The organism is Burkholderia sp. USMB20, from assembly GCF_000949135.2.
Classification (GTDB): Bacteria; Pseudomonadota; Gammaproteobacteria; order Burkholderiales; family Burkholderiaceae; genus Burkholderia.
Window position 1 is genome coordinate 694709 of record NZ_JTAN02000021.1, and the last position, 12988, is coordinate 707696.

At 68.2% G+C, this 12988-nt stretch carries 10 protein-coding genes and 1 pseudogene; 7 read left to right on the forward strand and 4 right to left on the reverse strand.

The window, feature by feature from the left end:
- Positions 1–11: 11 nt before the first annotated feature.
- Both polX and PL79_RS33425 read right to left on the reverse strand, forming a co-directional pair.
- Positions 12–1805, reverse strand: coding sequence for a DNA polymerase/3'-5' exonuclease PolX (gene polX / locus PL79_RS33420; RefSeq protein WP_044842955.1), 1794 nt, complete (start codon positions 1803–1805; stop codon positions 12–14).
- A gap of 167 nt (positions 1806–1972) precedes the next feature.
- Entirely contained in the window at positions 1973–2365 is a 393-nt protein-coding gene (locus tag PL79_RS33425; RefSeq protein WP_044842954.1) for a TraR/DksA family transcriptional regulator, read from the reverse strand.
- 342 nt (positions 2366–2707) lie between these two features.
- On the opposite strand from PL79_RS33425, the gene PL79_RS36310 reads away from it, so the two are divergent.
- Positions 2708–2881 (forward strand): hypothetical protein, encoded by a 174-nt coding sequence (locus PL79_RS36310; protein WP_185640812.1) that lies wholly within the window; start codon positions 2708–2710, stop codon positions 2879–2881.
- A gap of 73 nt (positions 2882–2954) precedes the next feature.
- On the opposite strand, the gene PL79_RS33430 is transcribed toward PL79_RS36310, so the two are convergent.
- The gene (locus PL79_RS33430) at positions 2955–4346 is read right to left on the reverse strand and encodes an undecaprenyl-phosphate glucose phosphotransferase (protein ID WP_193759903.1); all 1392 of its coding nucleotides are present in this window, start codon (positions 4344–4346) and stop codon (positions 2955–2957) included.
- Positions 4347–4378: 32 nt separating this feature from the next.
- Positions 4379–5161, reverse strand: a complete 783-nt coding sequence (locus tag PL79_RS33435; RefSeq protein WP_044842952.1) for a Crp/Fnr family transcriptional regulator — start codon at positions 5159–5161, stop codon at positions 4379–4381.
- A 904-nt stretch (positions 5162–6065) separates the two neighbouring features.
- Between PL79_RS33435 and PL79_RS33440 the strand changes: the two genes are divergently transcribed.
- The 6 genes and pseudogenes from PL79_RS33440 to PL79_RS33465 all read left to right on the forward strand — a co-directional run bounded on the left by PL79_RS33440 (position 6066) and on the right by PL79_RS33465 (position 12951).
- Positions 6066–6848, forward strand: a complete 783-nt coding sequence (locus PL79_RS33440) for a Crp/Fnr family transcriptional regulator (RefSeq protein ID WP_193759904.1) — start codon at positions 6066–6068, stop codon at positions 6846–6848.
- Positions 6849–7016: 168 nt separating this feature from the next.
- The gene (locus PL79_RS33445) at positions 7017–7268 is read left to right on the forward strand and encodes an acyl carrier protein (protein WP_044842951.1); all 252 of its coding nucleotides are present in this window, start codon (positions 7017–7019) and stop codon (positions 7266–7268) included.
- On the forward strand, positions 7265–8461 hold the full coding sequence (locus PL79_RS33450) for an acyl-CoA dehydrogenase family protein (RefSeq protein ID WP_044842950.1): 1197 nt from the start codon (positions 7265–7267) through the stop codon (positions 8459–8461). The genes PL79_RS33445 and PL79_RS33450 overlap by 4 nt, the downstream gene beginning before the upstream one ends.
- Positions 8458–9429: an amino acid--[acyl-carrier-protein] ligase gene (locus tag PL79_RS33455; RefSeq protein WP_044842949.1), complete on the forward strand. Its 972-nt coding sequence runs from the start codon at positions 8458–8460 to the stop codon at positions 9427–9429. The genes PL79_RS33450 and PL79_RS33455 overlap by 4 nt, the downstream gene beginning before the upstream one ends.
- Positions 9426–10480: pseudogene (locus tag PL79_RS33460) on the forward strand (DUF1839 family protein). The gene PL79_RS33455 and the pseudogene PL79_RS33460 overlap by 4 nt, the downstream one beginning before the upstream one ends.
- On the forward strand, positions 10477–12951 hold the full coding sequence (locus PL79_RS33465) for a glycoside hydrolase family 2 protein (RefSeq protein ID WP_044842947.1): 2475 nt from the start codon (positions 10477–10479) through the stop codon (positions 12949–12951). The pseudogene PL79_RS33460 and the gene PL79_RS33465 overlap by 4 nt, the downstream one beginning before the upstream one ends.
- Positions 12952–12988 lie beyond the last annotated feature (37 nt).

Here is a 12988-nt window from a genome sequence, read left to right on the forward strand (position 1 = left end):
CACGTGCGCCGTCACGCGCGCTTCGGGCAGCCGCGCTTCGACGCGATGCTTGTGCCGGTTGTGCCGCTGGCACCACTCGCGCCCATCGTACGCGCCAGCAGCGGCCGCAGTTGCGCGAGCGTGCGCGTGTTGAGCACGTCCTGTCGCGTGAGCCAGCCGCGCCGCGCCTGGCCGATACCGTATCCGAGATTGTCCAGATCGTCCGCGCACCGCGCGTCCGAGCCGATCGCCACCGCGACGCCAGCCTTGGCGGCCTCGCGGCACCAGACGTCCGGCAGGTCGAGCCGCCGCGGGTCGCCGTCGAGTTCGACGAAGCAGTGGCGCGCGGCGGCCGCGGCGAGCACGCGCGGCACGTCGAGTTCGCATGCGTCGCGTTCGCCGAGCAGCCGGCCGGTCGGATGCGCGAGGATCGTGAAATGCGGGTGATCGATCGCGCGCAGCAGCCGCTCGGTCTGCACGTCGCCCGGCAGGTCGAAGCGGTCATGTACCGCGCCGACCACGAGATCGAGCCGGCCGAGCACGTCGTCGGGCACATCGAGGCTGCCATCCTCGCGAATGCCCGCCTCGACGCCCTTCAGCAGCACGAAGTCGTCGAACAACGCGTTGAGGCGGTCGATCTCGTCGCACTGCCGCACGAGCCAGTCGCAAGCGGCGCGGCCGCCGCCGGACTCCGGCGTGCGATCGGTGACGGCCAGATACGCGAGCCCGCGCGCACGCGCCGCGTCCGCCATCGCGCGCAGGCTGTCGCGCCCTGCCGACGCGTCGGTATGCGCATGCAGATCGCCATGAACGTGCTTGCGTTCGACCAGCGCCGGCAGCGCGCCGACGCGCGACGCGTCGATCTCGCCGCGGCCCTCGCGCAACTCGGGCGGCACCCAGTGAAGGCCGATCGCCTCGTAGACGGATGCCTCCGTCGCGCCCGCGATCCGCTCGTCGCCGCGGAATACGCCGTATTCGTTGATCTTCAGCCCGCCGGCCTGCGCGATCCGGCGCAGCGCGATGTTGTGCGCCTTCGATCCCGTGAAGTAGACGAGCGCCGCGCCGAACGCGTCGGCGTCGACGACGCGCAGGTCGACCTGCAGCCCGTTGCCGAGCACGACGCTCGAACGCGTCTTGCCGTTCGCGAGCACGCGTGCGACCTCGCCGTAGCCGACGAACGCGTCGGCCACGGCGGCCGGATCGCGTGCGGTCACGAGGATGTCGAGATCACCGACCGTCTCGCGGCAGCGGCGAAAGCTGCCGGCCGGCACCGCTTCGCCGACGCCGGCCACCTTGCGCAAGCGCTCGAGCAACGGCATCAGCGATTGCGCGGCATCCGGCAGCAGAAAGCGCTGCGGCTCGCGCTTCAGGCGCTCGTCGAGCGCGTCGAGCAGGTGCGCTTCGGTCTTCGCGCCGAAACCCGGCAGCGCGCGCACGTGCCCGCTCTTCGCTTCGACGCGCAGCTGCTCGAGCGAGTCGACGTGCAGTGCGTCATGCAGCGCCTTGACGCGTTTCGCGCCGAGCCCCGGCACGTCGAGCAGTTCGACGATCGCGCCCGGCAACGCATGGCGCAGCGTTTGCTGCAGTTCGCAGGTACCGGTCGCGGTGATCTCGCGCAGCTTCGCCGCGAGATCGGCACCGATCGATGGAATCCGGCCGAGATCGCTGCCGCTCTCGATCATCGCCGGAATGTCGCGCCCGTAGTCGGCGATCGTACGGGCCGCGTTGCGGTAGGCACGCACGCGGAACGGGTTGGCGCCCTGGATCTCGAGCATGTCGGCGATTTCGGTGAAGACGGCCGCGCACTCGGCATTGTGGATCGGCATGATCGGCGTGGCTCCCTTCCACGTGGATGGCGCCGTGCGCCGGCGTGCCGGCGTCGGCCCGCCCGGCGCCGCATGTCGACGGCGGCGGGTGCCCGTTGGTCATCCTGCGCCGATCGCCCGTGTCGTGCCGCGCGGGGCTCGCTGCTTGCGTGGCCCCTGCACCGGCGTCACAGCGATGCGCGCGGTGTCGTCGCGTAGCGCCGCTCGTATATCGACTGGCAATGCGTGCAACGCTCGGCGGTCGGGCGCGCGAGCAGTCGCTCGTAGCCGACCGGCGCATCGCAATCGATGCACTCGCCGTAGCTGCCGTCGCGCATGCGCTGCTGCGCGCGCCCGATCGCGCGCAACTCGGCCAGCTTCATCCCGATCAGCGCGTGATCCATGTCGACGAACAGATCGGCATTGGCCTCGTCGCCCTCGTCCGGCGCCGCGCCGGCAAGCTCCGCATAGGACTCCGACGCGCGCTGGTCCTCGCTCGTCCGGATCTCCGCACGCAACGCCTGCTCGCTCTCGGTCAGCCGTCGCTGCAGCGTCTGCCGTTGTTCTCGATCGAGCGCCATCGCCGTCCCTCCTTTTCCGGGTTCCGCGCAATGAGGCATGCGGCGCGCGGTTGTCGCGCCGGTGCACGGCGGGCCGGGATGCCCGGCTCGTCGTGCCCGGATGCGCGTCCGGCCACATGAAGTGCGGGACGCATTCGACGCAGCATAAACCCAATGCACACGCATGTGTTGACCGGCGTCAGCGCCCCCATCGCGCATCAGAAACCGGGGACTGATGCGAAAACCTCGCGGGGCAGCATTCGTCTGACGCAGCCCCCGTTGAGGTCGATCAATCCCCTGTAAAAAGTTGCGTCGTAGATTGAGAGCATGCGCGGCGAATCCGCGGCTTTCCGGGAGAACGTCATGTTGTTCGGCGTCGTCATCTGGGTGGCCCTTGCGGCCCTGTTCCCGACAATGGTCGTGCCGACGATCCAGCACGCCATCCAGCCGTCGAGCGCGCAGGCCGCGCCCGACGCCAGCCCCGCCGTCTCGCCCGCTGCGTTGCCGGCAGCCGCTCAGCCGCCGGCGCACAGCTGAAGCGCGGTTGCGGGACGCGTCGTATCGAGGCCGGAAGCGCGAGTCGACGCTCGATACTTCGCAATCCTCTTCATCAAAACGCGTTGCGCCCGACGAAGCCGCGCACGACCGTCATCAGGATGATCTTCATGTCGAACCAGAAGCTCCAGTTCTGCATGTAGAACAGGTCGAACTTCACGCGCGCGGCCATCGCCTCGACCTTGCGTGTCTCGCCGCGATAGCCGTTCACCTGCGCCCATCCCGTGATTCCCGGCCGGACGCGATAGCGATACATGTAGCAGTCGATCAGTTGCCGGTAGAAGTCGTCGTGTTCGATCGCGTGCGGACGCGGGCCGACCACCGACATCTGGCCGAACAGCACGTTGAAGAACTGCGGCAACTCGTCGAGCGACGTGCGTCGCAGGAACGCGCCGACCGGCGTGATGCGCGCATCGTTGCGCGAGGCCTGTCGCACGACACCGGGCTGTACGCGATGCACGCGCATCGTCCTGAACTTGAGGATATGGAACTCGCGCCCGTCGGCGCCCTTGCGGCGCTGCCTGAACAAGACGGGCCCCGGCGACGACAGCTTCACCGCGATCGCCAGCGCCGCGAGCAGCGGCAGCAGCGGAATCAGTACGGCGCCGGCGAACAGCCGGTCGAACGCGAACTTCGCCCACAGTTCCGGCGCGGAACGCGGCGTGGTCGCGAGGTTGATGGCCGGCATGCCGAGCACATCGGTCGCGGATCGCTCGACGACCGCCATCTGCCGCACGTCCGGCAACAGCCGCAGCTCGACGAACTCGTCGCGCAGTTCGCGCACGATGCGCTGGATGCGTGACTCGTGCGACATCGGCAGCGTGAGCCACACTTCGTCGATCTCGCCGCCGCGGATCATGCGCCGCAACGCGACCCAGTCGTCGATCACCGGCACGCCGCCGATCCCGTCAGCCGTGGCCGCGGCCGGTGCATCGTCGTCGAATACGCAGGCAGCCGCGAACGGCCCGGCCGGTTCGAGCTGCATGCGCTCGATCGCCACCCGTCCGTAAGCGGTCGCCCCGACGACCGCAACCCGCCGCTGCCGCGCGCGCGGATCGCCACGCTTCATCGCCAGCGCGCAGAGTGCCAGCCTGCCGAGCAGCAGTGCCGCGTCGCCGGACAGCACCGTCCGCGCGATCCAGCGCGTCGTGACCGTGCCGCCGCGGTTCATGATCCACATCGTGCCGGCCACCGTCAGCGTACCCACGCACACGACGGCCACCACCGTGCGCGTCAGCACGGCACCGCCGTCGTGCGGCGACGCCGCGCCGCGCGTCACGCGCACGCTGCGCGGCAACAGCGCGACGGTCAGCACGCACAGCAATGCGACCGTGCCGCGCTGCGCGTCCGACAGATCGTGCCACGCGAGCCCCATCGCAGCCTGCGCGGCGAGCGCACCTGCCAGCACCAGCGCAACATCGACCGCGGCGATCGCGGCGCGTCGCATCGCATTCGTTCCACCCGCCATCGCATGCATCGTCACACACCGTGCGCGGGGAAACCGCCGTGCAGGTCCTGCATGCGCGGCCGCACCGGCACCGCACGCGCGCCGGCCCGCGTGCCGAGCAGCCGGCGATAGTCCGCGCGAATCAGCTCGTAGCACTCGCATGCCTGGCGCTCGAGACCGTCGCGATCGAGCACGGTGATGCGGCCGCGACGCTGACGGATCAGCCCGGCTTCCTGCAGGTTGCCGGCCGCTTCCGTCACGCCTTCGCGACGCACGCCGAGCATGTTCGCGATCGTCTGCTGCGTGACGGCCAGTTCGTCGCCGTCGATCCGGTCATGCGCGAGCAGCAGCCAGCGGCTCAACTGCTCGCTGACCGAGTGATGCCGGTTGCACAACGCGCTGCGCGAAATCTGCGCCATCGTCGCCTGGCAGTAGTTCAGCAGCAGCCGATACGTCGCCGGCGAACGTTCGAATTCCGAGCGCATCACGCAGGTCGGCACGCGGTAGGCCATCCCGCCGATCCGGACTTCGACGCGATTCGATACCGCGGTGCCGCCGACGAGCGTCGCCAGGCCGACCACACCTTCGCGGCCGACCACGGCGACCTCGACCATCGCTCCGTCCTCCATCAGGTGCTGCACCGACATCATGGCGGTGGTCGGGAAATGCAGGTGGCGCATCGGTTCCCCGACACGGTCGAGCATGCCGGCCTTGATCCGGACCAGTTCGAGGTGCGGTGCGATGGCACGGATGCTGTCCTCCGGAAGGGCATCGAGGATGGCATTCGCCGAATAGCTCGAGTGAAGATGAAGCATGTCTGTATCCCTTTTATCGTCCGCGCCGCATGCAGCCGCGTCAGCGGAATTCGTTATCGCGATGCGCGCCCGGACGGCGACGCGGGTTGCGGCCCACAACCCTCGATCCAATCGACCCACGGCGTCTCGCCGCTGGATCGAATCGGCCGTCCCGTTTCGACACGCCCGTTTCGATAAGCGATTTACGTGCCAATACCCGCTCCATCCTTAATATATAAATGACTTGCGATTTAGCGCCCCCGAATAGCCGATCGAAAACCGCAAAAAACGTCTCATTTCCGGACACCCGCTTGCGTCGCGGACGCAGCCGGCAATTCGACTGATCATTGAGCGCGGGGCCGGCAGTGGAACCGGCAGCGGCGCGGGAGTCTTATCGTTCAATAACTTACACCCGGTTTTCAATTGTTTCCATGATGTCTCAAACGGGCCAGAGTCGCGTGCCGCACGCTCGAATGGTCGTTTGAAACTGTCTCAAATATGAATCGCCGGATTAATTTACAACACTGTAATCAAACGCACATATCTCACGCAACACCATGATTTAATTAATAAATCATACCCGCGAATCTCAATTGTCAAATAATGTTCAATGCATTCTAGATATTTTTCTTGTACGATGCACTTCGTTGCCGGATTGATTCTCGATCAGCACCGAATTCGCGATTCACCCTCCAGTGCAATTAATTCATACGAAGACGATCTTCAAATACCTATAACCTTTTCATTTACCCCGAATCGTCAAACATTGTGAAGTGACGTAATGCGCAATTTATCGAATTGAATTGCGTGCTAGCCTTTTTCGCCATCGGCATTCGAATTTCTATGAACACGAATCCGCACGTGCGTGCTAAATCCCCGTGGATGGCGCCGCGCGATGTGCGATCGCTCCCTACGAGGATCCGCCGTGACCCACCAGGCCAATGACGCCGTCGCCCACGCGAGCGGCATGATCGAGCTTTCCCACAGCTTCGACGCCAACCGGTTCGTCGCGGCCCTCGACCGCGACGAACGCGCGACGCTGATTGCCAACCTCCAACTCGTTCACCTGAAATCGGGCCAGGTGCTGTGCGAACCGGGTGAAATGCTCAACGCGGTCTACCTGCCCGTCACGACGGCGATTTCGCTGCAGTACGTGTCGTCCGGCGGCATGACGCTGGAAGTGGCCGAGATCGGCAGCGAGAGCGTCGTCTGCGACGACGTGATCGGCGGCAGCGGCCGGATGCCGTGCCGTGCCGTCGCCTGCCGCGACGGCTTCGTCTACCGGCTCGACCGGCGCATCTTCGCCGCCGCGTTCGACGCGTCGCCGGTGATTCGCCATCTGGTGTTCGTCTGCGTGCGGCTGCTGATGGCCCAGGTCTCGCAGATCACGTTCTGCAGCCGACATCACGTGCTCAAACATCAGTTATGCAGATGGTTCCTGCTCGCGTACGACCGGTCGCGCAGCATCGAGATCCAGATCACCCACAGCATGCTCGCGCAGATGCTCGGCGTGCGGCGCGAGACGGTCACGGATGCGGCCGGGGAGATCCAGAAACTCGGCCTGATCCGTCAGTACCGGAGCTCGATCGAGCTTGCCGACCTTGCGGGCCTCGAGAAAATGTCGTGCGGCTGCCGCGCGATCGTGCGCGACGAGATGAAGCGCATCCTGTCGGCCGACTCGGGCGTGAGCGCCGCGGCACGCGCGTGATGCGCACGGCGTGTCGGCGCACGCGTGCGACGCGAGTCAGCCGATTGTAGGGTGGCGAACAGAACGCCGGGCGTGCGAATGGTCTACTGATGCCGGACTGCCGGGGGGATGTCAGCGCGCTGCGCGCGTCCGCCCTTGCGGACGACACCTCACACGCCGGAGCAGCACGTGAAAAACGAAATCAGAACCATCCTCAAGCACGTCGCCCACCTCGAAGCCGCGATCGACTCGATCGGTGACGGGGATGACCTCTACGAAGCGGGCCTCTCCTCGCTCGATACGATCCAGCTGATGCTCGCGATCGAGAAGCAGTTCAACATCGAGATTCCCGACGAGATGCTGAACCGCAATCTGTTCCGCAGCGTCGACGCGCTCGCGGACACGATCGCGACCCTGCAACGCGCCGAGCATTCCGCATGAGCGCGCTGCTTCCCGAACTCGCGGCCGACGACGAACCACGCCGGCTCGACGAGGCCGCGCACGCCGTCGCGCAAATCGCCGCCCAGCACGCGGATGCGGTCGACCGGGACGCGCGCTGCCCTGTCGAGGCGATCGAGGCCATGCGTGCGCGCCGCCTGCTGAGCGCAATGGTCCCGACCCGGCTCGGCGGCGCCGGCGCGTCGCTGGCCGACGTCGCATCGGCATGCTCGATCCTCGGCCAGGCCTGCGCATCGTCGGCGATGGTGTTCGCGATGCACCAGATCCAGGTGGCCTGCATCGTCAATCACGCGGCCGACCAGGGCTGGCACAAGCTGTTCCTGCAACAGCTCGTGCGCCATCAGTGGCTGCTCGCGTCGGCGACGTCGGAGGACGGCGTCGGCGGCAACCTGCGCGCGAGCCAGTGCGCGCTCGAGACCAACGGCGGCGAATTCCGGCTGCACAAATCCGCGCCGACGATCTCGTACGGCGACTACGCGGACGGCATCCTCGCGACCGCGCGGCGCGACGCCGACGCGCCGGCGTCCGAGCAGGTGCTCGTCACGGTGCTGCGCGACGGCTATACGCTCACGCGCCGCGGCGAATGGGACACGCTCGGCATGCGCGGCACGTGCAGCAACGGCTTCGTGCTCGATGCACAGGGCACGACCGTGCAGTGCCTGCCCGTGCCGTTCGCGCAGATCGCCGAACAGACGATGGTGCCGGTTTCGCACATCCTGTGGGCGGCGGTGTGGATCGGCGTGGCCGGCGACGCGTTCCATCGCGCGCACCAGTTCTTCCGCATGCAGGCGCGCCAGACCGACGGTGCACCGTCGCCCGCGTCGCGGCGCATCGCCGAATCGCTTGCGCTGATGCAGGCGATGCAGGCCCGCGTCGACAGCGTGCTGCGCCTCTACGCCAGCGCATCGCCCCGCTCGTGGTCGGCCGGCATGGCCTGGGCCGCCGAGATCAACACGCTGAAGACCTATGTGTCGTCGACCGCGCTCGAAGTCGTCCAGCAGGCGATGATGATCTGCGGGATGGCCGGCTACAAGCACGGCACACCGTTCAGCATCGGCCGCCACCTGCGCGACCTGCACGCGGCGCCGCTGATGATCAGCAACGACCGCATTGCCGCCAATACCTCGAGCCTGCTGCTCGCACTGCGTCCCGCGACGCTGGAGAAACATTCGTGAACGATCGCCTCTCCGTGCCTTCCGCCGCCACCCCGTCCGACGCGCCGCTCGACCGCGCGGGCGTCAATCCGCTGCGCGACGAGCTGATCGATGCGGGCCTGCTCGTGTCGACCGGCATCCAGGGCCTGTTCGGCCGCAGCGAGCGGTTCGAGCGCGTCGTCGAAGCGCTCGACGCCTTCGTCACGCGCCTCGGCGCCGACCAGCAGGCCGAAGTGCTGCGCTTCCCGCCGGCGATGAGCCGCACCGAATTCGAGCGCAGCGAATACATGAAGAGCTTCCCGCAACTCGCGGGCAGCGTGCATGCGTTCTGCGGCGACGAACAGCGGCACCAGCGCGTGCTGCAGTGCCTCGACCGCGGCGAGGACTGGACCGAAAGCCAAAAGCCGACCTACGTCGTGATGACGCCGGCCGCCTGCTATCCGGTCTATCCGGTCGTCGCGCGTGCCGGTGCCCTGCCCGGCGACGGCCGCATCGTCGACGTGTTCTCGTATTGCTTCCGCCACGAGCCGTCGCTCGACCCGACCCGCATGCAGCTGTTCCGGATGCGCGAATACATACGCATCGGCACGCCCGAGCAGATCGTCGCGTTCCGCGCGACGTGGATGGAGCGCGGCACACGGATGATCGAGGCGCTGCAACTGCCGAACGCGATCGATCTCGCGAACGATCCGTTCTTCGGGCGCGGCGGCAAGATCGTCGCGAACAGCCAGCGCGAGCAGAACCTGAAGTTCGAGCTGCTGATCCCGATCGAGCACGACGACCGCCAGACCGCGTGCCTGAGCTTCAACTACCACATGGATCACTTCGGGCTGCTGTGGGACATCCGCACCGCGACGGGCGACGTCGCGCACACGGGCTGCGTCGGCTTCGGCCTCGAGCGGCTGACGCTCGCGCTGTTCCGTCATCACGGTTTCGACCTCGACGCATGGCCGGCCGACGTTCGCGACGTGCTGTGGGGTACGCGATGAAATTCGTGTCCCGCGACGGCGAGGACGCGTCGTTCGAGGACGTGCGCCACCGCGCACGCCACTATCGGCCGCACCCGCTGCACAGTCAGGAGATGGTCTGGAAACAGACCAACTGCTATGTCGACATGTGGCTCGAGGTGCTCCGCTGGTGGGGCCTCAACCCGTACGCGGCGCTGCCGTTTACGATCGCGCTCGACTTCGAGGGCGACCAGTTCACGTTCTTCAAGTTTCCGCACGACGAACTGGAGCGGCTGTACGGCATCGTCGTGCAGGAACACTCGATCTACGAGCCGCTCGACCAGCACATCGAGACGCAGGTCGCGCGCGGTCACCTGATGATCGTCGAGGTCGACGCGTGGTTCCTGCCGGACACGCGCGGCAGCAGCTACCGCACGCAGCATACGAAGACGACGATCGGCATCGACTCGATCGATCGCACGCGCCGCCAGATCGGCTACTTCCACAACAGCGGCTATTACGTGGCCGAGGACTTCGACTACAACGGGCTCGTCGGCGGCTGTTCGCCGATGCCGCTGCCGCCGTACGTCGAGTGCGCGAAGCGGCGTTTCGCACCGCTCGACGAGCGCGCGCTGTGCGAAGTCTCGCTCGCGTCGCTGCAGCGGCATCTGCGCCGGCTGCCGGTCGTCAATCCGGTCACGGCGTTCCGGCGCCAGTTGCAGCTCGATGCGAAATCGCTCGCCGATTCCCCGCTCGAACGCTTCCACGCGTACTCGTTCAATTCGGTGCGGCAACTCGGCGCGAACTTCGAACTGTTCGGCCATTACGCGCGCTGGCTGCAGGCGAGCGGCTGCGTCGGGCCGTTCGCCGAGATTCGTACCGCCTGCGACCGCATCGCGTCCGAGGCGATGGTGCTGGAGTTCCGGCTGGCGCGGGCGTGTGCGCGCGGCAAGGAAGAGCGCGGCGACGCGACGCTCGAAGCGATCGAAGCGGCTTACGCCGACCTGATCGACTGCGCGCGGCAGATCGCCCGCCGCTGCAGCACGCGGCGCCCGTGCGCGTCGACGCGGCCGCCGCGCCGTTGCTGCGGTGACGCGCGCGCATGCCGCGCTCGCGTGGTCGCTGCTCGCCACGGCCGCGGGTGCCGCGCGCGGGCCGCTCGATCTTCCGGCCGACGGCTGGATCGCCGCCCCCGTCCCCGGCACGGTCGCGCAGGCGCTCGCGCTGGCCGGCCGGGCCGACGACACCGCGTCGCTCGACGAGCGCGACCACTGGTATCGCGTCGAACTGCACGGGCACGGGCCGCGCGTGCTGCGCTTTCACGGCCTCGCGACGCTCGCCGAGGCATGGCTCGACGACACGCCGATCCTGCGCTCGGACAGCATGTTCGTCGCGCACGACGTGCCCGTGTCGCTCGACGGCACGCACCGGCTGACCGTCTGCTTCCGCGCCCTCGCGCCGCACCTGCGCGATGTGCGCGCACCGCGCCGCGCACGCTGGCGCACGCGGCTCGCCGAACCGGCGACGTTGCGCACCGTTCGCACGTCGCTGCTCGGGCACATGCCCGGCTGGTTTCCGCGCTGCGTGCCGACCGGTCCGTGGCGGCCCGTCGACGTGCTGGACCCTGCCGACGGTCCCGTTCTCGTCCACTGCGACCTGCACGCCCGCATCGACGGCGATACCGGCTGGCTCGATGCGGAACTCGCGTTCGCCGGGCCGCTGCCCGATGCGTTTGCAGCCCGGCTGTCGTGCGGCGAGCACCACGCGACGCTCGAACGCCGCGGCGCCGACCGGCTGCATGCGACCGTCGCCGTGCCGAACGTGCGCCGCTGGTGGCCGCACACGCATGGCGAACCGGTGCTTTACGAGGTCGCATTGCACATCGGTGCCGAACGGCGGCCGCTCGGCGCGACGGGCTTTCGCACGATCGAACCGGACGCGGGCGACGACGGCAAGGGGTTCGGGTTGCGCGTCAACGGCGTGCGCGTGTTCGCGCGCGGCGCATGCTGGAGCAGCGCCGCACCGCTCGCGCTGCACGCGGACGACGCGACCTATGGCCGGCTGCTCGGATACGCGCGCGACGCCGGCTTCAACATGATTCGCGTCGGTGGCACGATGACCTACGAGGCCGACGCATTCCATGCGTGGTGCGACCGGCTCGGACTGCTCGTCTGGCAGGACTTCATGTTCGCGAACTTCGACTATGCGCTCGACGATCGCACCTTCGCGGACGCCGTCGGTCGCGAAGCCGAACAGTTCCTCACGCGCGTACGCGCGTCGCCGTCGCTCGCGGTGCTGTGCGGCGGCAGCGAGATTGCGCAGCAGGGCGCGATGTCGGGGCTCGGGCCGAAGCAGCGCTTCCTCGAACTGACCGCCGAGCGCCTCGCCGACCACGCGGCGGCACGGCGGCCCGACGCGCTGTACGTCCCCGACTCGCCCGACGGCGGCGTGCTGCCGTTCATGCCGCGCGAGCGCGTGTCGCACTATTACGGTGTCGGCGCGTACCTTCGCCCGCTCGACGACGCGCGTCGCGCCGACGTGCGCTTCGCGAGCGAATGCCTCGCGTTCGCGAACGTGCCGTGCGATGCGATGCTCGCCAGCCTCGGCTGGCCGGGCGTGCACGAGCCGCGGTGGAAAGCGGCCGTGCCGCGCGACCCCGGCACGTCGTGGGATTTCGACGATATTCGCGATCATTATCTGCAGACGTTGTACGACGTGGCGCCCGACCGCCTGCGGCGCGAGGATCCGTCGCGCTACTTCGAGCTGTCGCGCGCGGTGATCGCGGACCTGATGCGGGACACGTTCTCGGAGTGGCGGCGCACCGGCTCACGCTGCGCGGGTGCGCTCGTCTGGCAGTTCCAGGATGTGATGGCGGGCGCCGGATGGGGCTTGCTCGATGCGGCGCATCGGCCGAAATCGGCGTGGTATGCGCTGCGCCAGGTACTTCAGCCCGTGCAGGTCCTGCTCGTCGACGAAGGGCTGAACGGGCTCGACGTGCACGTGATCAACGAGCGGCCGGCGCCGCTGTCGGCGGCCGTCGAGCTGGTCGCGCTGCGCGACGGCCGCACGCCGCTCGCGCGTGCCGGCGCTCCGGTCCGGATCGCCGCGCACGACACGGTGCGGCTCGATTCGGCCGAATTGCTCGGCCGCTTCTTCGACTGGACCTACGCGTATCGCTTCGGCCCGTGCGAGCACGATACCGTCGTCGCGACACTGCGCGCCGACGACGGCACGCTGCTGTCGCAGGCGTTCTACTTCCCGTCCCGCACGCACCCGGCCGTGTTCGCCCGCCGTGAACCCGGCATCGAGGCATGCGTGTCGCGCACCGGCGACACGTGGCACGTCGACATCGGCACGCGCCACGTCGCACGTCACGTGCAGATCGATGCACCGGGCTTCGTGCCGCGCGACGACTGGTTCGATCTCGCGCCTGGCACGCCGGCGCGTGTCGCGCTCGTGCCGCTCCCGAACACCGGCGGCCAAGCTGCCGCCGGCGCGCCCCCGACCGTCGAAATCCGCGCGGTCAACGCCGCGCGAACCGTGCGTGCGGCGTTGACCGGCTGACGCGAGCGGGCGCGAGCGGGCGCGGGACCCGGATCAC